Raw genomic sequence first — 21,737 nt, forward strand, 5'->3', positions numbered from 1 at the left:
AGGAATGAACTCCTGTACACGCAGGGTCAGTTGGGGCGCTTGCCGTGGTAGACCAGCTCGATCATGGTGTGGTCGGGGTCGTGGATGTAGCAGAACTTCGACTGGTTCTCGGGACGTTCGATGGGCCGGGTGTACCGGATGCCCAGCTCCTTCAGGTGGGCGAGGAAGTCGTCCCAGTCGTCGACCTCGACGGCGAAGTGATAGGGCGCCATACGCTCCATCTCCTCGACCGGAGTGAAGTGCAGGTCGAAGTTGCCCCGGGTCATCAGCACCACGCGGGTGTTGGACTTGGGCATGATCCGCTTCATCCCGAAGACCCGGGTGTACCAGGCGGCGGTCCGGTCGGGATCGGTGGTGGGGAAGTTGACGTGGTGGATGTAACGGGGTTCCTTGGTCATCGCTGAATCCTTTCGAGTTGTACGGGGTTGGACAGCACGCCGATGCCGCTGATCTCGATGTCGACGGTGTCCCCGGGTTCGATCCGGCACGTGGACTCGGCTCCCATCCACAGCACGTCGCCCGGATGCACGGTGATGTGTCTCGTGATCTCGACGAGGTAGTCGAAGGGGTCGAACACCATGTCCCCGGTGGGGAATTCGGCGCGGATCTCGCCGTTGAGGCGGAGCGTGGTGGTCTGCGCGAGGGCGTCGACGTCGGTCTCGATCCAGGGCCCCATGGGCTTGAACGTGTCGCTGTTCTTGCTGCGCCAGAACGTACGGTCCTGGTGCTGCCAGGCGCGGGCGCTGACGTCGTTGCCGATGGTCCAGCCGAAGACGGACTCGCGGGCCTCGTCATACGTGGCGTGCCGCAGCGTACGGCCGATGACGGCGACGAGTTCGGGCTCGGCCTCGAACCGACCCTCCACCGCCACAGGCTTGACGATCGGCGAACGGTGGCCGGTGAGCGCGTTGTTGGCCCGGTAGCCGACCTCGGGCCGGTCCGGAACCGCGGCACCGGCATGCTCGATGTGCCGCGGATAGTTCATGCCGACGGCGTAGAACACGGGCGGCACGACGGGCGGCAGCCAGACGGCCGTGTCGCGCTGGACGGTCCCGAGGACGCACGGGTCACCGTCGATCGGCGAGCCGGACAACAGCTCGACGTCCGTCTCCCGCACCCGGCCCCACACCGCGCGGCCGCCGACCGAGACGCGCGCGTACCTCATGGCACCAGCAGGTGGGAGACGCGCTTGGTGACCAGGTAGGCGTCCAGTGCCTCCGGGCCACCCTCCCGGCCGTAGCCGCTGTCCTTGACACCGCCGGAGGGTGCCTCGTGGACGGAGCCGCCGCAGTGGTTGATCGACAGGATCCCGGCCTCCAGCTCGTCCGACAGCTTCTCGGCGGTCGCCGCGGAGTCGGTGAACCCATACGCGGCCAGGCCGTACGGCAGTGCGTTCGCTGTCCGCAGGGCCTCGTCCAGATCGGTGAACGGCATGATGGGCGCGATCGGGCCGAACGGCTCCTCGCGCAGGAGATCCGCGTCCTCGGGTATGTCGGTCAGGACGGTCGGCGCGAAGAAGTACCCGGTGCGGTCCAAGCGCTCGCCGCCGGTGAGGACCTTGGCGCCCCGGGTGACCGCGTCGGCGGTGAGGCGCTCCAGGGACTTCAGCCGGCGCGCGTTGGCCAGCGGCCCCATGGTGGTGCCCTCCGCCAGGCCGTCACCGACGACGAGGGCCTCGGCCGCCTTCACGAACTCGGCGGTGAACTCCTCGGAGAGGCTCTCATGGACGAGGAAGCGGCTCGGCGAGGTGCAGACCTGGCCGGCGTTGAGGAACTTCGCCTGCGCGGCCCTGCGGGCGGCCTTCACGGGATCGGCGTCCGCGCAGACGATCACCGGGGCGTGACCGCCCAGCTCCATCAGAGAGGGCTTCATCACCTTCCCGGCCTCGGCCGCGAGGAGCTTGCCGACGGGCACGGAGCCGGTGAAGGCGACCAGCCTCACCACCGGAGAGGCGATCAGATGGGCGGAGACCTCGGCGGGCTCGCCGAACACCAGGTTCAGCGCACCGGCCGGGACGCCGGCGTCGGCGAAGCAGCGCACCAGCTCCATCGCCGTGGCCGGGGTCTCCTCCGATGCCTTGATGACGATCGAGCAGCCTGCGGACAGGGCGGAGGAGATCTTCCGCATCGGCCCGCCCGCCGGGAAGTTCCACGGCACGAAGGCGGCGACGGGTCCGATCGGTTCGCGGCGCACGGTGAGCACGGTGCCGGGGGCGGAGGGGATGATGCGGCCGTAGGCGCGGCGCGCGTCGTCGGCGTGCCAGCGCAGCGTGTCCGCGACCCGCCAGGCCTCGCCGGTCGCCTCGGCCAGGGGCTTGCCCTGCTCCAGCGTCATGATCCGGCCGACCTCGGCGGCGCGCTCGGTGAGCAGGCCGGCGGCGGCGTGCAGGATCGCGGTGCGCCGGGCGACGGGGGTGCCACGCCATGCCCGAAAGCCCTCGGCCGCGGCATCGAGGGCTCGGTCGAGGTCGGCAGTGGTGGCGAGCGGTACCGCGCCGATCGCCTCTCCGCTGGCCGGGTTCACGATCGGGGCGGTACGTCCAGTGGCACCTTGGCACCACTCGCCCGCTATGTACATGCGGACGGCGGGGTAGCCGTGGTCGGTGGTCATGGCTGGATGCCCTCTCAGGCTTGGGGGATTCAGGAGGCGGGGGCGTCCTGCTGGTCGCGGTTGGTGCGCAGCGCCCAGATGTGGTGGGGCGGGGTGGTCTCGTGCACGCGGGTTCCGTAGGACTCGTCGACGCGGTCCATGTCGGCGGCGTACTCGACCCGGCCGCCGCAGGGGGCGTGCAGGAAGCGGAAGACGTTGGAGCCGATGGTGTGCCGACCGAGCCGGCGTGCTTCTCGCCAGCCCTTGTCGATCATGTGGTTGCCGCCTTCGATGACGTCGTCGAAGCCCGGCACCTCGTAGGCGATGTGGTTGATACCCGCCCGGTCGGGGCGGTGGCACAGCAGCATGGTGTGCTGGTCCTCGTCGCCCGGCGCCTGCATGAACACGCCCATGGGCTCGACCAAGTCGGTGGGCCGGAAGCCGAGGCGCTCGGTGTAGAACGCGAACGCCTCCTTTCTGCCCTCCTTGGGGATGTTCAGCGCCACGTGGCACATGCGCAAGGGGCGCACCCGGGTGATCGCCTCCAGAGGGGTATTCCAACGGTCGACGTTGCCCAGCGCGTTGGCGGACCGGGGCGTGACGGGCGCCGGCTTCGGCCGGGCCAGGCTCAGTCCGACCCCGAAGCCGGTCTCGTCCACGGTGTGGTGCACGCCGTCGGCACTCTCGCGGATCTCACGGCCGTGTCCAGCCGCGGCCACCAACCGCTCCAGCTCCGCACCGGTGTCGACACCCCACACCACCTCGCGCAGAGTGGGGCCGTCCTCCACCGGGGGCGGCAGCACCGGTCCGGGGAGGGTGTCCAGGTGCAGGGTCTGCCCGGTGAGCGTCTCGAACACCGCGTGCTCACCGGTCCTCTCGACCAGGAACAGCCCGAAGTCGTCGAAGAACCGGACGCATGTGTCGAGGGCGTCCACACTGTAAGTGACCGATTCGATTCTCTGGATTCCCATGGATTCCTCGCTTCGTCGCAGATCACGCCTACGGGTCTCATTCGGTCACCAGCCCCCGGTGATCGTAAAATCGCGGCTCGGACGACCTCAATAGATTCACCACGCAGGCATCGCAAACGTTTCTTGCACAACCTGTCGGCCGGCCGGAGCCATGACCGGGCCCGGTCATGGCTCATCTGCCGATGGCCGGGATGGGATTGTCCGAGAACCACTTGGTGAGGAAGTCGAGGAAAACGGTGACTTTCCGGGGACTGGTCCGACCGGGGCCGAAGATCGCGTAAAGCGAGCGGTCGGGCACGGGGAGCCCGGGGAGCAGGGCCACCAGCGCACCGGACATGAGGTCGTCGTAGACCGGCCGCTGCGGCAGCAGGGCGATGCCGCGGCCGTGCACGGCAGCTTTCTGCAGGGCTATGTAGGAATTGGAGGAGAACGCCACGTTGCGGATCTTGTGCAGGGTGGAGGCGTGCCCGTGTCCGATATGCCACACAGGGTCGTTGACGTGCACGAGGCAGTCATGGTGGGCGAGGCCGTTGGGCTCGGTGAGCGTCCCCTTGCGGTCCACGTATTCCTTTGACGCGCACAGCACGAAGGGCAACGAGGCGATCTTCTTGAGCCGAACGCTGGAGTCCCTCAGATCCCGGGTGTGGAAGGCGATGTCGAATCCGCTGTCCAGGAAGTCATAGGTCCGGTCGGACATTCCGCCGAGTTCGAAGCGGACCTGGATTCTGGGATGAGCCACCGAGAAGGCGGCGATGGCGTCGCCGAGATCCAGGCTTCCGATCCATTTGGGACAGATGATGCTCAGTGCCCCTTCGGCGCGATCGTGGAGTTGGGCGATCCCGGCGTCCTCGGCATCGATCTCCTCCAGGATGCGTGCGGCGAACTCGGCGTACCGGCGGCCCGGTTCGGTCAGGCTGACCGATCGGGCCGTGCGATTGACCAGGCGGACACCGATATGCCTTTCCAGTTCGGCGACATGCCGGGACACCAACGAGCCGGAGGAGCCAAGCCTCTTGGCGGCTCCGCTGAAACTGCCGACCTGCGCGACGGTGACGAAGCTGTGCATGAGAAGCAAGCGATCCATATTTCCTCCCGGATGCTCCCTACCGCTCACACGGTGCCGGAGTGAAGGATGCGCGGCGCGGTGAGTATGCGGCTCGGACGCGGTGAGCAGGCACCGCCCTTGGGTCAGGTGCGCATACCTGGGACAGCATGGGTGCCTCGCTCAGGTTGGACCTGGCAACCCTTGGCGGAGACCCCGCTCTTGACGGTGGCCAGGCCGCCGTCGGCGCCGTTGCCCGTCACGCTCGGTTCGGTGCAGGAAGCGTCAGGGTTGCGGCCGGTCCCCGTCGGGGACCACGCGCTCGAAGTCGCGGATGTCGGGAAAAGGAGGCTCGCGGTCGGGCTGGAGGTCCACCTGGAAGGTGTTCAGGCACATGCCGAGCATGGTGAAGTTCCCGAGCGCCCCGATGGTGTCGACCAGCCCCTTGGGCCCGAAGTGCTCCAGGGCAGTGGCGAAGGTGGCGTCGGAGACGAAGTGCTCGTCGAGGACTTCGCGGCAGAACCGGTAGAAGGCCTGGTCGGCCTCGTCACCGAAGGCCGCTTCGCGCCTCTCGGCAATGGCCTTCACCGCGGCTTCCGAAATGCCGGCCTCGATCGCCTGATGCGCGTGGGCGTTCCACGAGTACTGCGCGTCCCAGTTCCGCGCGGCCATCAGGAGCGCGAGTTCGCGCAGGTGCTGGGGCAGGCTGCAGTCGAAGCGGGCGAAGGCGCCGAGGGACTCGGCACGTTCGCACATCTCCGGGCTGTGCAGCCAGACCCGGAACGGACCGCGGACGGCACCGCGCCGGCCTGCGATCCGGGCGGCCAGCTCCTGCTGCCGCTCGGTCATTTCCTCATCGCTCAGAACGGGGAGCCTCATGGGCCGATACCTGCCTTTTCTTCCCGGCACGTTGCGGGCGCTTACGGGCACGGAACGCGACGCCGTGCGGTGCCAGGCGACAGTACAGCCGGGTCCGGGGCGCCCACCCCTCCAGGACTGCAAGGTAAAGCTGCACGCTGGAGGGCATCCCTTCGCCGGGACGCGACCTAGTGTCGGTCGACGCACGACCGTGGACTGGAGAGGAACCAGGGATGACCACCATCATCAAGGCCGCGTCCGTACCCCGGCTGGACCGCGGCGGCGCCGTCTCGACGACGCCGCTCATCACCACGTCCTCAGCGGGCGGGGAGAACCTCATCACCAGCGGGATGAGCATCTACCCCGTCGGTTCCGGAGCACCGCTGCACTCGCACAACTGCGACGAGCACGTCACGATCCTGGAGGGCGAGGCGGAGGTCGTGGTGAACGGCGAGGTGACCAAGCTGGAGCGGTTCGACACCACATACGTCCCTTCCCCCCTTCCCCACCTGTTCCGGAACATCGGCGACTGTCCGCTGCGCATCCTGTGGGTGTACTCGTCGGGATACGTGACGCGGACGTTCACCGAGACCGGCAAGACCGTGGAACACCTGTCGGCAGAGGACCAGATGGGCTGAAAGCGTCCGGCTCAGGTATGGCCTGACCAGGTTTCCTGGACTGCGTCAAGAATCGAGAGCAGGGGAAGTGTCACTTGCCTCATGGGCGCTCCAGAGACCCCAGCGCGGGCAAAGTCGAGCACTGGGACCACCCGCCCCCCAAGCCGCAATGCCGAGCTATACCCATTGCGAATATCTGCCGTTTTCCAATCAAAAGAAGGTGAGAGATGCGTATGAGTACCGCGCAGGGGATGACCGTGGACATCGCGACGCGGGACGGCACAGCCGATGCCTACTTGGCACACCCTGATGGAGCAGGCCCGTTTCCCGCCGTTCTGCTCTACATGGACGCCTTTGGGCTGCGCCCCCATCTGAGGAAGATGGCCGACCGTCTGGCGTCGGCCGGATACACGGTCCTGGTGCCCAACGTCTTCTACCGCCACGGACGGGCGCCGGTGATCGAACTGCCGGACTTCGTGGACCCGGCCGAGCGCCAGGAGCTCTTCCAGCGGCTCGGGCCGCTCATCCAGTCCCTGACGCCGGAGTCGACGATGCGGGACGCCGACGCCTATCTGCGCTGGCTGGCCGAATGCCCGATGGCCAGGAGCGGACCGGTTGGCATCACCGGCTACTGCATGGGTGCCGGCTTGGCGCTGCGCACGGCCGGCACGTATCCGGACCGAGTGGCCGCCGCGGCCGGCTTCCACGGCGCCAACCTCGCCGCCACCGCGCCCGACAGCCCGCACCTTCTCGCCGACCACATCAAGGCCGAGTTGTACTTCGGCCACGCCGACCAGGACCACGCACTGCCCCCCGAGCAGATCGAGCGTCTCAGCGAGGCCCTCGACGCGGCGGGCGTACACCACCGCTGCGTGGTGTACGCCGGCGCACACCACGGCTTCACGCAGGCGGACACCGCCGCCTACGATCCCGAAGCCGCGGAACGCCACTGGGTGGCGCTGCTGGACCTTTTCGCGCGTACGCTCTGACGCGCTGAAGAAGTGCCGGCGGCCGAAAACCCGGTCCGGCACCCACCGTGAAATTGCGGTGAACAATTCCGTAGCACACAAAATTGCATCCCGGTCGGTAGTCCGGGGCGCAGCCATTCGCTGTTCCGTCTGGTTGCGTCAATCGTCCTCTCTTTCGGAGAGGCCCAGTGTGCTCCCTCGTACGAAACAAATTGCACTGGGAGTACTTTTGTCTGGGACGCGTATCGTCATCGCCGGCGGCGGTCTTTCCGGGATGATGCTGGCCCACTACCTGAACCGACACGGCCTGGACGTGGCGGTCTACGAGCGTGACACCGGCATTGCCGCCCGCGAGGCGGGCTACCGGATCCACATCAACTCCACCGGCACCTCCGCCCTGCACGCCGCCCTGGAACCGCGGCTGTGGGATCTGTTCCTCGCGACCTCCGGCATGCCCAACGACGACATGCTGCTGTTCGACGAGCAGCTCAACCTCCGCCCGGGCCGCGACAAATCCGCCACCGAAGGCATCGGGGTACCCACCGACATCCCCGAGCACCTGGTGGTGTGCCGCTCGACACTGCGCCGGATCCTCTACCTCGGCCTGGAGAACGCCGTGCACTTCGGTGCCAAGGTCACGGGATACCGCTCCAACCCGGACGGCACCGTGACCGTGCTCCTGGACCACGGGTTGAGCGCCGAGGCCGACGTGCTGATCGCCGCGGACGGCATCAACTCCGCCGTGCGGGCACAGAGGCTGCCGCAGGTGAAGGTCGCCGACCTGGCCGCTCGGCACATCGCCGCGAAGGTCCCGATCACCGAGGAGACCAAGGCCAAGCTGCCGGCGCAGCTGTTCAACACCTTCTCGCTGGCCTACGCCTCCGACTGGACCGGACTCACGCTCGGCCCGCTGGAGCGCAGCAACCCCGACTCTCCCCTGGTCAAGGAACAGGACCCGGACTTCCAGGACGAAGCCACCAAGAACTACGCGCTGAGCATCTTCAACTCCGTGCAGAGCCTCATGATGCCCGACGCCGAACTGTTCACCGCCACCCCCGAGCAGCTGAAGGCGTACGCGCTGGAACGCGTGGCCTCCTGGCACCCGGCCCTGGTGGAGACGGTCCGTCTGTGGGACACCGCCACGGTGCAGCCGCTGACCTTGCGCAGCTGTGTGCCCGTCAGCGCCTGGGAGCCCTCGAACGTCACCGTGGTGGGCGACGCGATCCATGCCATGAGCCCGGCCCTGGGCATCGGCGCCAACACCGCACTGCGCGACGCACACGTTCTCGGAGGTCAGCTGCTCGCCGCCGCGCGGGGTGAGAAGAGCGTTGTGGACGGCATCGGCGCCTACGAAGAAGCCATGCGGGACTACGGGTACAAGGCTCTTCGGATGTCCGCAGCGGTGGGCGAGAAGGTGATCGGCCACCAGCCGCTGCCCGCGTAAGCAGCCCCCGCGCAGCACGCGGGTGGGCGCGAGGCAGGCGTCATCGGTGTCTGAACCCTCTGGGAGCACCGGGTCTCGGCACCGATGAGGGTCAGGCCGCGCAGAGCCCGAGACATGAGCCGTGGAAGTGGGAGTCGGCGCCGCCCTGGATGTGACCAGGCGGCGCCGACGTTCGGCATCCCTCGGGCCGGCCGGGGCTCGCCCCTGTGGAGCAGCGGATTTCGGCTTCACCGTGTTGCGTCGTACGCGCGGTGCAGCTCTCCCCTGTCAAATGGGGGCGCCCGTCACCCAAGAGCCGAGGTGTTATGTTCCATTCGACCTAAAAATGCACATCGAGACGCACCGCCAGCGTCCCTCACCTCACGTGCCCGCCAGCACATTTGCCGATCAGATCGATCCTCCACGCGTACTTTGAGGATCTTGGCGGTCCTTGCCGATCTACGCTCATCCAGGATCGCGCCAAAGACATGGAGGACGATCACGCCGACTCAGGAACGGGAACCGAACCCCTCCGCAGCGAATTCCCTTTCCGGCGCCGCTGAAGGCCAGATGGGTCCTGGTTTGAGCGTGCGGCGAGACCAAGGTACTGGGCCGGCCCCTGAAAGGCCCTGGCATCGTTGTCCAGAGGCTGCGACGGCGGGACCGTGGCGAAGCCCAGCGCGCCGCCCGGTGCGATCGTGACGGCCGCGAGGACCCTGTTGTGCGGATGGGCGCGAAGGGCGCGAGAACGACCGGCCTCCTCCGCCTCGTCCGCCGCCGGTTGCGATCGCCCCGGCATCCTCAGGCCTTTGGCCGGTCCGGTGCGTAGAGCGCCTCGATGTCCGCGGCGAACTTGGCGACCACGTATCCGCGCCGCACTTTCTGCGAGTGCGTCAGTTCCTCACCCACGACGAACTCCCTGCTCAGGATGCGGAATCTCTTGATGCCCTCGGCCGCGGACACCGTCCGGTTGGCCTCGTCCACCGCGGCCTGGATGGCCGACCTGAGTTCCGGGTCGTGGCGGATTTCCGTGACGTCGGCTGCTCGCTGCCGGCCGTGTTCGTGCTTCCACCGGGTGAGGAAATCGGGGTCGAGGGTGATGAGCGCGCCGATGTAAGGCCGTTGGTCGCCGACGAGCACGCACTGGTCGATCAGCCAGTGGGCGCGGAGCCGGTCCTCCAGCGGAGCGGGGGCGACATTCTTGCCGACGGCGGTGATGATGAGGTCCTTCTTGCGGCCGGTGATGGTCAGATACCCGTCGTCCAACTCGCCCACGTCACCGGTGCGGAACCAGCCGTCGGTGTCGAACGCCTCGTCCGTGGCCTGCTTGTCGTGCAGGTAGCCACCGAAGACGTTCGGGCCCTTCACCAGTACTTCGTCCCCGGGACCGATGCGTACCGCGCAGCCGGGCAGCGGGCGGCCGACGCTGCCGACACGCTGGGCGGCCGGCAGATTGAGGGTCACTCCGGAGGTGGTCTCGGTCAGCCCCCAGCCCTCCAGAACGGTGACTCCGGCGCCGCGCCAGAAGTGCCCGAGGCGGGCTCCCAGGGGCGCGCCGCCGCTGCATGCGTAGGCGACCCGACCGCCCAGCGCGGCCCGCAGTTTCCTGAAAACCAGCCGGTCGAACACCCGGCGTCCGACCCGCAGCCACAGGCCTGGTCCACCGTGGTCGAGCGCCTTGCCGTAGGCGACGGCGGTGGCTTCGGCGGCACGGAACAATCTCGCGTGCCCGCCCTCCACGGCCGTGCGCTGAGCGGTGTTGCGCAGTTTCTCGAACACCCGCGGGACGGCCAGCAGCAACGTGGGCCGGTAGGTCCGCAGTTCGGTGGGGAGGTTCTTGAGATCGCTGGTGTGCGCGACCTGCGCGCCGTTGTGCACGGCGGCGAGCGCGACGACCCGCGCCAGAATGTGGGCCGGCGGCAGGAACATCAGGATCGTGGTGTGTTCGGTCAGGACGTTCTCCCCGATCCCGTCGGCGAGGGCGACGTTGCGCACCTCGGCGACGAGATTGCCGTGGCTGATCAGACAGCCTCTGGGCGTGCCGGTCGTGCCGGAGGTGTAGACGATGGTCGCCAACCCGTCGGCGCCGACCGCACGCCGCCGCCGCTCGACCAGTTCCGGGGACACCGACCGGCCCAGCTCGATGAGGTGCTCGAGTCCCCCGTCCATCCGCCACACCTGGCCCACCGCTGCCACCCCGGCCTCAGCGAGGACGCGCGCCCGCCCCTCGTCCTCGACGAACGCGGCCGTGGCGCCGCTGTCACGCAGGATCCACGCGACCTGCATCGGGGACGAGGTCTCGTACACGGGTACGGTGACCGCGGCCGCGGTCCAGATCGCGAAGTCGCACAGCATCCATTCGTAGCGGGAGGCCGACATCAACGCGATCCGGTCGCCCGGCGCGATCCCGGCCGCCATCAGGCCCGCGGCCAGCGCCCGGACCTCGTCGGAGAACTCCTTGGAGGTGACAGACCGCCAGACACCGTCGACCTTGCGGGCGAACGCCTCGTGGTCGGGACGGTGAAGGGCGTTGTCGACGATGTCGTCGGTCGCATTCACGTGAGGCGACGTCACGTACTTCGCCGGGGTGCGCCACGTCCCCGAGCCCGATGGCTCCTCCATGCCCCCATGGTGCCGCTCCGGTGAGCCCCCGCAAAGGGACCAACGGCACCGCGCGAAAGCCCACCGGCCCAGGACGAACCGAGGGACGGGCATCCCACTATGAAGTCACCCCGAGAAGGAAGGATTCCCGCGCCGACAGGGCGGTCCCGCGGACACGGAGCACCGATGACTCTTCAGCCCCATCCCGTCGACGTACCACCGGGCTACCCTCGCGCGTACGAACGCGAACTGCGGCTCGGTGACGGCCGACGTGCCGCGATCCGGCCGATCGTGCCGTCCGACGCACCGGACCTGGCCGCGGCGATCCGGTCGGCGGACGCCGAAACGCTGCGCCGCCGTTTCCTCGGCGGCCCGCCGCGCATCACGCCGGAACTGCTGACCCGGCTGACGAGGCTGGACTACAGGCTCCGATTCGCCCTCGTCGCAGCGGAAGCCGCCTCCGGGAAGGGCGTCGCCCTCGCACGCTACGAGCATGTGGCCGATGGTGTCGCGGAGGTCGCCGTCGTGGTGGACCCGGCCTGGCGCCGGATCGGGCTGGCGACCGCGCTGGTCGAGCTCCTGGCCCAGGCGGCGCTGGAACGGAGTATCCACACCTTCAGCGCCTCCTATATCGCCGAGAACCGCCCGGTGGCCGCACTGTTGTCCCTCGCCGACCTCACCGCTGCACGCTCGATCGGACAGGGACTGGCCGAGTCCCAGGTCGAACTGGACCGCGACAACGTCGCCGCGGCCGTGCGCGCGATGAACACGGACCAGGACGACGCCACGACGGGGGAAAGACGCGGTCTTGTCCGGCGGCGGCGCGGTTTGCGTCGGTGAGAGACATGCCGACCGTCGTCACAACCCCGCACAGCTGCTCGGCTTCGTCACCGCACCGGTCGGTCTCGTTGCGGCACGCGCCGGCGGTGAAACGGCCGAATACCGGGCGGCCCGGGCATTCCTCGCACCGGCCGTGGCAGGAGGCGCCGGGGGCGGTGTTCGTGCCGAGACTCCCGGACGGGAGAGCCGCGGCGCCCCGGACCTCGCGCACCGTGGGCCGAGCCGTGTCGAGCGGCCGGGTAACCGGCGGCTCCGGAGTTCATCGGGCAGCCGCACCACAACCGGCATCGGGGCCATGGGCGATGCCCCCCGATCCGCGAACAACCCTGTGGTTGCGGTCTGTTCGGCCCACGACGTGGCCCGAAGGACTCAGGCCCGTCGCCCCGGGCGGGAGGGACAGTGATCACGCAGCGATGCGACGCACGAGGAGGGCCGTCACATGAGTACCGCCGTACCTCCAGAAGGACACGTCTCCCACCGGCCGGAACCACCACATGTATCCGCGGTCCACCACAACCCGGAGGCAGCGTGGCCGGTGCGCCTGTACCGGCGCACCGTGCCCGCACGCCTCAGACGGGCCCTCGTGGAACGGACGACTCCGCAGGCCCGCGCGCGCGTCAAGCAGCGGATCGCCGGCCTGCCGTCGGCGCGCCTCCTGCTGGGTGGCGTGCGCGCGGCATGGCTGGCGCGCCGTCACCCCGGCCTGCTTGCCGGGCCCGACCGGGAGGTGCGGCTGGTCCGCGGCGTGCCCAAGGTGATCCTCGTACGCCCCGACATCTCGCCGCTGGCCGCACGCAACGCCAACGCGACCGCGGTCCGCGCGGCCCTCGACGAGTCGGGGCTCGACTACTTCTGCGTACGCGGTCGCAGCAACACCTCCGCGGTCGTCGCCCTCGCAGCCCGGGAGCGGGCGGCGGCTCTGCGCGCCCTGGAGCGAGCGTGCCGCGACCGTCCCGGTTACGTCTGTGCCGTCGACGGCACCCGGCACGAGCGGCACACGACCCGTCCGGGGTTCCGTCACAGCACCTGGCGGCGGCTCGCGCGGGCGGAGGTGCTCCGCATGACCTGGTACTGCGGCGATGCGCGAGGGCAGTTGACGCTCGGACCCAAGTACGGCTGCGACATCGAGTTCTGGGCCGCCGACGACGAGACAGGGAACCTGTTGCTGGCGCCACGCCCCAACCGCACCGCCGAGCAGGTGCCGCGCGCCGACACCCCGGTGCACGTCCCCGACACCCTGTTCACCGCACTCGCCTCCGCCGACCACCCGTTGCAGCGGGTGCGCACCCGCGGGGAGTTCGCCCGGCCGGGCCCCGAGGACGTCCGGTTCCCCGTCGACGTCGTGTACACCTGGGTCGACGGGCACGACCCGGAGTGGATGCGGCGCCGGGCGGACTGCGCGGGACAGGCGTACCACGAGGAGGCGGACAACGCGGCCCGGTACATCAACCGCGACGAACTGCGCTACTCACTGCGCTCGCTCGCCCAGTACGCCCCCTGGGTGCGCACGATCTACCTGGTCACCGACGACCAGGCCCCGTCCTGGCTGGACAGGGGCGTGCCCGGTCTCCGCGTCATCAGCCACAAGGAGATCTTCGGCGACCCGAGCCTGCTGCCGACGTTCAACTCCCACGCCATCGAGAGCCAACTGCACCACATCGACGGTCTGTCCGAGCACTTCCTCTACTTCAACGACGACGTGTTCCTGGGCCGCCCCGTCGTCCCCCAGGACTTCTTCCTGGCAAACGGCCTCACCAGGTTCTTCCCCTCCCCCGTGCTCATCCCACCGGGGAAGCCGACCGCGTCGGACGTGCCGGTGGCAGCCGCGGGCAAGAACAGCCGCGCCCTGGTCGAAGCCACCTTCGGCACGGTCATCAGCCAGAAGATGAAGCACACGCCGCACGCTCTGCGGCGCAGCGTCCTGTACGAGATGGAGACCAGGTTCCCGGCCGAGCACCACGCCACGGCCGGCCACCGCTTCCGCAGCCTCGACGACGTCTCCTTCGTCTCCTCGCTGTACCACTACTACGCCTTCCACACCGCCCGCGCCGTCCCCGCCCAGGTGCGCTACGCCTACCTCGACGTGTCCCACCCCTCACTCGCCACCCACCTCGAAGCCCTGCTGGCCCGCCGGGACAGACAGGTGTTCTGCCTGAACGACACCGTCTCCGGCGAGGAGGAACTCGACGCCCAACAAGCACTCCTCAGCGCCTTCCTGGAGACGTACTTCCCGGTCCCCGGCCCCTACGAGCTCGACCGCCCCGATGCGGGCGGGGCGGACCAGTCGGCAGACAGGCCATGAACGCCTACGGCACCCCGATCGGCCTTGCTGGACACCGGATGTGTCTTGGTTTCAGGGCCTAGCGAATCCAAGGGGCTTCGCATCAGGGTTGCCTTCCGGGGACAGGAAGCGTCGCGCCGAGGTCCACGGACGGGATGGCCGCCGCCTCCAGGCCGAACAGTGTCGACGAGGTCGGCAGCGGCCCTCCGGCATCATGGATGGTCAGTGACGGACAGTGGCCTGCTGCTCGGCCCGAGTGTCGCCGCTCGCGACGACGGCACCGGGGGCTCGCTCGTGGCGTTCGAGGACTGCCGAGCCGAAGGCGAGGAACAGCGCGGCCAGGGCCATGAGGGCGCCGACCCAGTTGGGGGCGGTGTAACCGAGGCCGGCCGCGATGACGAGGCCGCCGAGCCAGGCGGAAAGGGCGTTGCCGAGGTTGAATGCGCCGATATTCACGGCCGAGGCCAGCGTCGGGGCGCCGCTCGCGTGGTCGAGGACGCGTTTCTGGAGGGGCGGCACGGTGGCGAAGCCCAGGGCTCCGATCAGGACGATCGTGGCGGCGGCAAGAGCTTTGTGGTGTGCGGTGAGCGTGAACAGCGCGAGCACGGTGACCAGGCCGCCGAGGGAGACGTACAGCATGGGCATCAGGGCGCGGTCGGCGAAGCGGCCGCCGACGAGGTTCCCGCCGACCATGCCAAGCCCGAAGAGGACCAGCAGCCAAGTCACCGAGTCGTTGGCGAAACCGGCAACGTGGGTCATCATCGGCGCGATGTAGGTGATGGCCGCGAAGACGCCGCCGAAGCCAAGGACGGTCATCGCCATGGCGAGCAGGACCTGGGCGTTCTTGAACGCGGCCAGCTCATGGCGCAGGTGCACGCCCTCCGGCCTGGGCATTTCCGGCACTAGTACGGCCACACCGAGGAGCCCGACCACTCCGAGCCCGGCGACCAGGGCGAAGGTGGCCCGCCAGCCGGCGTGCTGCCCGACGAAGGTTCCCAGGGGCACGCCGACGACGTTGGCGACCGTGAGGCCGCTGAACATCATCGCTATGGCGCCCGCCTTCCTGTCCGAGGCGACCAGGTCGGCAGCGACGACCGAGCCGATGCCGAAGAAAGCGCCGTGGGTGAGCGAGGCGACCACACGGCCGATCAGCATCACGGCAAAGGTGGGCGCGACGGCGGAGAGCAGGTTTCCGGCGATGAACAGGCCCATGAGCAGCATCAGCATGCGCTTGCGGGAGACCTTGGTGCCGAGCACTGCCATCAGGGGAGCGCCGAACATGACGCCGAGCGCGTAACCGGTCACGAGGAGGCCCGCGGTGGGGATGGAGACCCCGAAGCTGCCGGCGACCTCGGGCAGCAGGCCCGTGATCACGAACTCGGTGGTTCCGATACCGAAGGCCCCGATTGCGAGTGCCAGGAGCGCGAGAGGCATGAGGGGTACACCTTCCCAGTTGATTGCAGATGCACATAAACATCGCCTGCCGACGCGGTCGTCCTGAGCCGGAGCGCCACCACGCGGCTGGTGACCCGCCTCGAGGATTGCGGGCTCCTTGAGCGTTACCTGGGCCTCACCGACCGGCGCGGCATCAGGCACTCGACGAGGCCGAGAAGAGGCCGGAATTGACCCCGCTCGTCCGCGTCGTAGCCTTGCCCGACATTCCCGCGGCGCCATAACCCCAGCCAGGCAGGAGCCGGCTGGAGCGGTCGGCCATGCGTCGCGTCCTTCGACGCGTGGCAGTGCACTCCGTTCCTTCCGGTCCCGCCGCACCGCGCCCCGCATCACCCTCCCCGCTGCCCGCGCGTCGGGGCAACCCGGTTTCCGCATCTTCAGTAAGTCCGCGGCGCAACACCCCGTTCATCATTCGAACTCAGCAGCTCAGGACGGCTCCGGACGACCTGTCGAACTGGGACAACGACGCGAATCGCTGAAGTAGCCCCACGCTTGCCGAACAGCTACCGGAAGGAATCGCATCGAAGTTAGATTCTCCAACATGACCAGTAACCGCCGCATAATCAAAGCGGTCATACCGGCCGCCGGGCTGGGCACGCGGTTCCTTCCGGCAACCAAGGCCGTACCCAAGGAAATGTTGCCGGTGGTGGACAGGCCCGCCATTCAGTACGTGGTCGAAGAAGCCGTGTCGGCCGGCCTCTCTGAAATACTGATGGTGACCGGGCGCAACAAACGCCCGTTGGAGGATCACTTCGATCGCAGCTTTGAGCTTGAGAACGCATTGCAGGCAAAGGGAGATGTCGCGAAGCTCTCTCGGCTGGAATCCTCCTCCTCGGTCGCGAACATCCACTATCTACGTCAGGGCGATCCTCGCGGGCTCGGCCATGCCGTGCTGCGCGCGGCGTCATACGTCGGTGACGATCCGTTCGCCGTGCTGCTCGGCGACGACCTGATCGACGCCAGGGACGACCTGCTGACGCGCATGACCGAGGTGCACGAGCGCCATGGTGGGAGCGTCCTGGCTCTCATGGAGGTGGGCCCGGACCAGATCTCCCGGTACGGGTGCGCGGCCGTGACCGCGACCGAAGAGGACGATGTGCTGCGCGTGACCGGCCTGGTCGAGAAGCCCTCGCCGGCCCGGGCACCGAGCAACTACGCGGTGCTCGGCCGGTATGTGTTGGCGCCGGATGTCTTCGCCGTACTGCGCCGCACCGGGCCGGGACGTGGCGGGGAGATCCAACTCACCGACGCCCTGGGTGAGATGTGCGAGAGCGGGACGGCGGGACCGGTGCACGGCGTGGTGTTCTCCGGCCGCCGTTACGACACCGGAGACCCCGGTGACTACCTGCGCGCCGTGGTCCGGCTGGCCTGGGAGCGCGAAGACCTGGGCCCGGGATTCCGGGCGTGGCTCGACGAGTTCGTCGGATCCCGCGCCGGTCTCGCCACCGTCCCGGCGGAACTGGGTGCCGCGTAGCCGCCCGTTGTCCGAACCAGAGAGGAAATTCCGTTGGACCTCCAGCTGTCCGGCACTGTTCACATCGTCACCGGGGCATCGGCCGGGATCGGCGCGGCCACCGCACAACTTCTCGCCGCGGAAGGCGCCTTGGTCGTCGGTGTCGCGCGCAGCACGAAGGCCATCGACGCGATCGCCGAGAACGTTTCGTCGGTTTCCGCCGATATCACCGATCCGGACGCCGCCCGGCGCATAATCGACGCCGTTCTCGAACGTCACGGACGCATCGACGGACTGGTGAACAATGCCGGCGGGCTCACCTCACGCCAAGGTTTTCTCGACACCACCGACGCGGACTGGAAAGCCACTTTCGAGCTCAACTTCCATTCGGTGGTCCGGTTCACGAGGGCGGTTCTGCCCACGCTCGTCGAGCAGGGTTCGGGGAGCCTGGTGCACATCGCAAGCGAGGCCGCCCGATTCCCGGACGCGCAGCTGCTGGACTACGCGGCGGCCAAGACCGCGCTGCTGTCCGTCTCCAAGTCCCTGTCGGCGGAGTTCGCGCCCCAGGGGGTGCGCTCCAACGTCGTCTCCCCGGGCCCCACCAGGACGGCACTGTTCGACGCCCCGGGCGGCTTCGCCGAGCAACTCGCCGAACGGTACGGGATGTCCCCCGACAACGCGGTCGACCACTTCATCCGCGAGGAGCGCAGGCTGCCCAGCGGGCGCATCGGCCGACCCGAAGACGTGGCCCGGATCATCGCCTACCTCCTCTCCCCCCTGGCCGGCCAGGTGACCGGCGCCGAGTGGGCGGTCGACGGCGGCGCGCTGCGTCAGATCTGATCCCTGCCACCCCCGATCCGCTGAACCCTCCCTCACCATGCCGAGCGATTGAGGTGTCCATGACTAGCACACCGCCCCCACGTCTGAACCGCCGTTCCGTCCTCACCCGCGGAGCCGCCCTCGCCGGCACCGCCACGGCAGCCGCCACCGGACTCACCGCCGTCACCACCGCCCCCGCCCAGGCCGCGGAGCCGGCCGGGGTCGGCGCGCTCATCCGCCCCGACGACCCCCGCTACCCCCTGCTGACCACCGGGAACAACCAGCGGTACGTCGCCGCGCCCGAGTACGTGAAGATGATCCGCTCGACCGCCGACGCCGAACGCGCACTGCGCGCCGCCCACCGGGCCGGCAAGCGGGTCTCCGTACGCAGTGGCGGCCACTGCTTCGCCGCCCTGGTCTGCAACCCCGAGATCGAGGTCATCCTGGACTTCTCCGAGATGACCGACGTCGGCTACGACCCGGCCAGACGCGCCTTCTACGTCGAGCCCGGCGCCCGCCTGCTCAACGTCTACGAGGCGCTGTACAAGGGCTGGGGAGTGACCGTTCCCGGCGGCATCTGCTACAGCGTCGGCGCGGGCGGCCACATATCCGGCGGCGGCTACGGGCTGCTCTCCCGCGCCCACGGCCTGGTCGTCGACCATCTGTACGCCGTGGAAGTCGTCACCGTCGACGCCCAGGGCAAGGTGCGCACCACTGTCGCCACCCGCGAGGAGAACGACCCGAACCGCGACCTGTGGTGGGCGCACACCGGAGGCGGCGGCGGCAACTTCGGCCTGATCACCCGCTACTGGTTCCGCTCGCCCGACGCTCACGGCGACGAACCCGGCGACCAGCTGATCTCGCCACCGTCCAAGGTGCTGGTGCATGCCGTGGACCTGCCCTGGGCCGATCTGGATGAGGCCAAGTTCGCCAGGCTGCTGAAGAACTGGGGCTCCTGGCACGAGGCCAACAGCGCCCCCGACTCGCCGTACCGGCATCTGTCCAGCCTGTTCAACGTGAGCGCGAAGGCACACGGCAGTCTGGGCATGTTCACCCAGGTAGACGCCACCGTGCCCGGCGCCCGGAAGCTGCTGGACGACTTCTTCGCCGCGATCACGGCCGGCACCGGCCTGACCGCCAAGCCGATGGCAAAGGCGAACGGCGAGATCCCGCACCTCGCGGATCTGGCCCAACCGCGCGAGATGCCGTGGCTGAACGCCACCCGGATGGTCGGCACCAACAACCCGACCATCACCAACCCGATGTCCCGGGCCGTGCACAAGTCCGGGTACATGCGGAAGAACTTCAGCGACCGGCAGATCACCGCGTTGTACCGGTACATGACCCGCCCGGACTTCGAGAACCCCGACACCATGCTGGTGCTGTTCTCCTTCGGCTGCCAGGTCAACGCGGTCGGGCAGAACGACACGGCCAACGCACAGCGTGACTGCGCCTTCAAGATGACCTTCCAGACGTTCTGGCCCGATGCGGCGGACGACGACTTCTACCTGGAGTGGATCCGCGGTCTGTACGCCGAGTTCTTCGCCGAGACCAAGGGCGTTCCGTTGATCGGCGACCGCACGGACGGCTGCTACATCAACTACTGCGACACGGACATGGCGGACCCCCGCTACAACCCCTCGGGCGTCCCCTGGCACACCCTCTACTACAAGGACAACTACCCGCGCCTGCAGCAGGTCAAGAGGCGCTGGGACCCCACGAACTTCTTCCACCACGCCCTCTCCGTCCAGCCCGCCAACAGCTAGGGCCGGGCACCGAGGACTGTTTCAGGGCGTGCACAGCCGTCGACGCGACACCTCAATCGGGAGACACCTGATGCGATCTGTTGCCGTGGTCCTGGGCACCCGCCCGGAGGCCATCAAGTTCGCCCCGGTCATACACGCACTGCGGGACGACCCCCGCTTCGACCCGATCGTCATCTCCACCGGCCAGCACCGGGAGATGCTGGACGAGACCATGCGGGCGTTCGATCTGAGCCCCGACATCGACCTCGGTGTCATGGTCCCCCAGCAGACGCTCTCGCAGACCACTTACCGTGTGCTGCGCGAGCTGGAGGCCCGGCTCAGCACCCTGCAGGCGGAGGCCGTGCTGGTGCACGGCGACACCGCCACGACCATGGCCGGCGCCCTGGCCGGCTTCCATCTCCAGATCCCCGTCGTCCATGTGGAGGCAGGTCTACGCAGCGGCTTCCTCGGGTCCCCCTTCCCGGAGGAGGGCAACCGCCGCATGGTCGCCCAGGTCGCCGCCCTGCATCTGGCCCCCACCCCGGGCAACAAGGCGAACCTGCTCGGCGAGGGCATCGCCGAGGACACCGTCGCCGTCACCGGGAACACCGTCATCGACGCCCTGCAGTGGGCGAGCCACCGCGCGGAGAGCTTCGGTCACCCCGCGCTGGCAGACCTGGACACCGACCCCCGGCGGGTGGTACTCGCCTCCGCCCACCGCCGGGACGCCTGGCCTCATCTCCCGGAGATCGCCCGGGCGTTCGCCGCCATCGCCGACGAGCCCGACACCCGGGTCGTTGTGCCACTGCACCGCAACCCCGCCGTACGGCAGGCGATGCTGCCGCGGATCGGCGACCACCCGAACATCACGATCGTCGCCCCGCTGCCGTACCTGAACTTCTGCCGGCTCATGCGGCGCGCGGACCTCATCCTTTCGGACAGCAGCGGCGCCCAGGAGGAAGGCCCCGCCCTGGGCAAGCCGACCCTCGTGATCAGCAATGTCACCGAGCGGTCGGAGGCGGTGGTCGCGGGCACGGCCCGGCTGGTCGGCACCGCGTACGACGGCGTGTACGGCCACACCGTCCGGCTGCTGCGCGACCGGGGGGAGTACGCGCGGATGGCGTCGGCCGCCAACCCGTACGGCGACGGACGGGCGACGCGGCGCACGGTCGACGCGATCGCGCACTTCTTCGGCGACGGACCGGCACCGGAGCCGTTCATACCGGAGACCGAAGTCGACGCTCTCGCCGTTGAGTTGGCCAGGTCCGCGGAGTACGCGCGGACATGACGAACGGGACGCACATGACAGACACCACGGAACGCGCGCTGGACCTGGGCGGCTCCTTCGTCGCCACGACGGTCGTCGCCGGCGCGGCGGAACACCATGTCGGCGGCCGCGCGATCGTCGTGAACTGCGCGCCGGGCGATGCCTGGGTCGCGGAGTCCCCAAGGCGCCCGATCCCGCCGCTGACCTCGACGATCGTGACCGACACGACGATCGAGGGCGCCGAACTCCTGGTCGTCCTGCGCACGGACGACGAGAAGGGGGATCGGATCGCCGGCATCACGCGCGAGCCGGGCTGGGCACTGCTCGGCGAGTTGCTGGGCGACCGGATCGGCGACGGTCCCGGCACCACCGGCGGCCTGCCGTTCGACAAGGGCATCCCGCTGTCGCGGGGCTCGCAGGACACCATCGGCCGGGTCGAGTTCGACCCCGCCCTGGTGCTGCGGGAGCCCCCCGCGGCCGGAGCGCCGGACACCTTCGACGTGCGGCTCAACCTGTGGTTCGCCCCGGCGGGCACCGACTGCTTCATCCACAACCGGCACGACTTCATCGAGGTCCACACGCAGGTGGCCGGTCTCGGCCGCATGCAGAAGTTCAGGGAGCAGGACCACACCACGCTCTACCAGGACCTCCCGATGAGCCCCGGCTACACCACCCCGGACCCGTTCTGCTCCCTCGGGCCCGACGACACCTACGTCTACCCCTGGCACCAGTACCGCGCCGACACCGACTGCGTCTGGCTGGCCATCGAGTACCACCGCGTCCCGCGGTGACCGTCGAGCGGAGACACGAC

General features: G+C 68.9%; 18 protein-coding genes and 1 pseudogene. 11 read left to right on the plus strand and 8 right to left on the minus strand.

From position 1 onward, the window contains the following. Positions 1 to 26: 26 nt before the first annotated feature. From ACWC09_RS25105 to ACWC09_RS25130, 6 genes are all read right to left on the minus strand, one after another. Positions 27 to 398 (minus strand): VOC family protein, encoded by a 372-nt coding sequence (locus ACWC09_RS25105; protein ID WP_450852835.1) that lies wholly within the window; start codon positions 396 to 398, stop codon positions 27 to 29. Continuing rightward, complete coding sequence (locus ACWC09_RS25110; protein WP_450852836.1) at positions 395 to 1,165, minus strand: fumarylacetoacetate hydrolase family protein; 771 nt, start codon at positions 1,163 to 1,165, stop codon at positions 395 to 397. The genes ACWC09_RS25105 and ACWC09_RS25110 overlap by 4 nt, the downstream gene beginning before the upstream one ends. Further along, on the minus strand, positions 1,162 to 2,610 hold the full coding sequence (locus tag ACWC09_RS25115; RefSeq protein WP_450852837.1) for an NAD-dependent succinate-semialdehyde dehydrogenase: 1,449 nt from the start codon (positions 2,608 to 2,610) through the stop codon (positions 1,162 to 1,164). Before ACWC09_RS25115 ends, ACWC09_RS25110 begins: the two co-directional genes overlap by 4 nt. A gap of 29 nt (positions 2,611 to 2,639) precedes the next feature. Beyond that, positions 2,640 to 3,560, minus strand: a complete 921-nt coding sequence (locus ACWC09_RS25120; protein WP_450852838.1) for a VOC family protein — start codon at positions 3,558 to 3,560, stop codon at positions 2,640 to 2,642. A gap of 172 nt (positions 3,561 to 3,732) precedes the next feature. Next, entirely contained in the window at positions 3,733 to 4,644 is a 912-nt protein-coding gene (locus tag ACWC09_RS25125) for a LysR family transcriptional regulator (protein WP_450852839.1), read from the minus strand. A gap of 243 nt (positions 4,645 to 4,887) precedes the next feature. Next, entirely contained in the window at positions 4,888 to 5,451 is a 564-nt protein-coding gene (locus ACWC09_RS25130; RefSeq protein ID WP_450852840.1) for a carboxymuconolactone decarboxylase family protein, read from the minus strand. Positions 5,452 to 5,693: 242 nt separating this feature from the next. On the opposite strand from ACWC09_RS25130, the gene ACWC09_RS25135 reads away from it, so the two are divergent. The 3 genes from ACWC09_RS25135 to ACWC09_RS25145 all read left to right on the plus strand — a co-directional run bounded on the left by ACWC09_RS25135 (position 5,694) and on the right by ACWC09_RS25145 (position 8,489). Then, a complete protein-coding gene (locus tag ACWC09_RS25135) occupies positions 5,694 to 6,098 on the plus strand; it encodes a cupin domain-containing protein (protein ID WP_450852841.1) in 405 nt (134 codons plus the stop codon). A gap of 212 nt (positions 6,099 to 6,310) precedes the next feature. Beyond that, the gene (locus ACWC09_RS25140) at positions 6,311 to 7,066 is read left to right on the plus strand and encodes a dienelactone hydrolase family protein (protein ID WP_450852842.1); all 756 of its coding nucleotides are present in this window, start codon (positions 6,311 to 6,313) and stop codon (positions 7,064 to 7,066) included. Between the two features lie 208 nt (positions 7,067 to 7,274). Further along, positions 7,275 to 8,489, plus strand: a complete 1,215-nt coding sequence (locus ACWC09_RS25145; protein ID WP_450852843.1) for an FAD-dependent oxidoreductase — start codon at positions 7,275 to 7,277, stop codon at positions 8,487 to 8,489. Positions 8,490 to 9,269: 780 nt separating this feature from the next. On the opposite strand, the gene ACWC09_RS25150 is transcribed toward ACWC09_RS25145, so the two are convergent. After that, complete coding sequence (locus tag ACWC09_RS25150) at positions 9,270 to 11,090, minus strand: AMP-dependent synthetase/ligase (protein ID WP_450852844.1); 1,821 nt, start codon at positions 11,088 to 11,090, stop codon at positions 9,270 to 9,272. A gap of 165 nt (positions 11,091 to 11,255) precedes the next feature. On the opposite strand from ACWC09_RS25150, the gene ACWC09_RS25155 reads away from it, so the two are divergent. Together ACWC09_RS25155 and ACWC09_RS25160 are read left to right on the plus strand one after the other, a co-directional pair. Next, complete coding sequence (locus ACWC09_RS25155) at positions 11,256 to 11,909, plus strand: N-acetyltransferase family protein (protein ID WP_450852845.1); 654 nt, start codon at positions 11,256 to 11,258, stop codon at positions 11,907 to 11,909. Positions 11,910 to 12,348: 439 nt separating this feature from the next. Next, positions 12,349 to 14,211, plus strand: a complete 1,863-nt coding sequence (locus ACWC09_RS25160; protein WP_450852846.1) for a stealth family protein — start codon at positions 12,349 to 12,351, stop codon at positions 14,209 to 14,211. 201 nt (positions 14,212 to 14,412) lie between these two features. Here ACWC09_RS25160 and ACWC09_RS25165 read toward each other — a convergent pair whose 3' ends face one another. Beyond that, complete coding sequence (locus tag ACWC09_RS25165) at positions 14,413 to 15,624, minus strand: MFS transporter (RefSeq protein ID WP_450852847.1); 1,212 nt, start codon at positions 15,622 to 15,624, stop codon at positions 14,413 to 14,415. Positions 15,625 to 15,672: 48 nt separating this feature from the next. Between ACWC09_RS25165 and ACWC09_RS25170 the strand changes: the two are divergent. From ACWC09_RS25170 to ACWC09_RS25195, 6 genes and pseudogenes are all read left to right on the plus strand, one after another. Then, positions 15,673 to 15,866 (plus strand): annotated as a pseudogene (locus tag ACWC09_RS25170) (MarR family transcriptional regulator); the annotation flags it as partial. Positions 15,867 to 16,183: 317 nt separating this feature from the next. Next, on the plus strand, positions 16,184 to 17,116 hold the full coding sequence (locus ACWC09_RS25175; RefSeq protein ID WP_450852848.1) for a UTP--glucose-1-phosphate uridylyltransferase: 933 nt from the start codon (positions 16,184 to 16,186) through the stop codon (positions 17,114 to 17,116). A 33-nt stretch (positions 17,117 to 17,149) separates the two neighbouring features. Beyond that, positions 17,150 to 17,935, plus strand: coding sequence for an SDR family NAD(P)-dependent oxidoreductase (locus ACWC09_RS25180; protein WP_450852849.1), 786 nt, complete (start codon positions 17,150 to 17,152; stop codon positions 17,933 to 17,935). A 59-nt stretch (positions 17,936 to 17,994) separates the two neighbouring features. Next, positions 17,995 to 19,680, plus strand: coding sequence for an FAD-dependent oxidoreductase (locus tag ACWC09_RS25185; protein ID WP_450852850.1), 1,686 nt, complete (start codon positions 17,995 to 17,997; stop codon positions 19,678 to 19,680). A 70-nt stretch (positions 19,681 to 19,750) separates the two neighbouring features. After that, a complete protein-coding gene (gene wecB, locus ACWC09_RS25190; protein ID WP_450852851.1) occupies positions 19,751 to 20,947 on the plus strand; it encodes a non-hydrolyzing UDP-N-acetylglucosamine 2-epimerase in 1,197 nt (398 codons plus the stop codon). Between the two features lie 14 nt (positions 20,948 to 20,961). Further along, positions 20,962 to 21,717 (plus strand): hypothetical protein, encoded by a 756-nt coding sequence (locus ACWC09_RS25195; RefSeq protein WP_450852852.1) that lies wholly within the window; start codon positions 20,962 to 20,964, stop codon positions 21,715 to 21,717. Positions 21,718 to 21,737 lie beyond the last annotated feature (20 nt).

This window comes from Streptomyces sp. NPDC001617, from assembly GCF_053596855.1.

Coding starts and splice junctions, on each gene's coding strand:
- ACWC09_RS25105 (WP_450852835.1), bottom strand. CDS start 398: ATGACCAAGGAACCCCGTTACATCCACCACGTCAACTTCCCCACCACC.
- ACWC09_RS25110 (WP_450852836.1), bottom strand. CDS start 1,165: ATGAGGTACGCGCGCGTCTCGGTCGGCGGCCGCGCGGTGTGGGGCCGG.
- ACWC09_RS25115 (WP_450852837.1), bottom strand. CDS start 2,610: ATGACCACCGACCACGGCTACCCCGCCGTCCGCATGTACATAGCGGGC.
- ACWC09_RS25120 (WP_450852838.1), bottom strand. CDS start 3,560: ATGGGAATCCAGAGAATCGAATCGGTCACTTACAGTGTGGACGCCCTC.
- ACWC09_RS25125 (WP_450852839.1), bottom strand. CDS start 4,644: ATGGATCGCTTGCTTCTCATGCACAGCTTCGTCACCGTCGCGCAGGTC.
- ACWC09_RS25130 (WP_450852840.1), bottom strand. CDS start 5,451: ATGACCGAGCGGCAGCAGGAGCTGGCCGCCCGGATCGCAGGCCGGCGC.
- ACWC09_RS25135 (WP_450852841.1), top strand. CDS start 5,694: ATGACCACCATCATCAAGGCCGCGTCCGTACCCCGGCTGGACCGCGGC.
- ACWC09_RS25140 (WP_450852842.1), top strand. CDS start 6,311: ATGAGTACCGCGCAGGGGATGACCGTGGACATCGCGACGCGGGACGGC.
- ACWC09_RS25150 (WP_450852844.1), bottom strand. CDS start 11,090: ATGGAGGAGCCATCGGGCTCGGGGACGTGGCGCACCCCGGCGAAGTAC.
- ACWC09_RS25155 (WP_450852845.1), top strand. CDS start 11,256: ATGACTCTTCAGCCCCATCCCGTCGACGTACCACCGGGCTACCCTCGC.
- ACWC09_RS25160 (WP_450852846.1), top strand. CDS start 12,349: ATGAGTACCGCCGTACCTCCAGAAGGACACGTCTCCCACCGGCCGGAA.
- ACWC09_RS25165 (WP_450852847.1), bottom strand. CDS start 15,624: ATGCCTCTCGCGCTCCTGGCACTCGCAATCGGGGCCTTCGGTATCGGA.
- ACWC09_RS25175 (WP_450852848.1), top strand. CDS start 16,184: ATGACCAGTAACCGCCGCATAATCAAAGCGGTCATACCGGCCGCCGGG.
- ACWC09_RS25185 (WP_450852850.1), top strand. CDS start 17,995: ATGACTAGCACACCGCCCCCACGTCTGAACCGCCGTTCCGTCCTCACC.
- wecB (WP_450852851.1), top strand. CDS start 19,751: ATGCGATCTGTTGCCGTGGTCCTGGGCACCCGCCCGGAGGCCATCAAG.
- ACWC09_RS25195 (WP_450852852.1), top strand. CDS start 20,962: ATGACAGACACCACGGAACGCGCGCTGGACCTGGGCGGCTCCTTCGTC.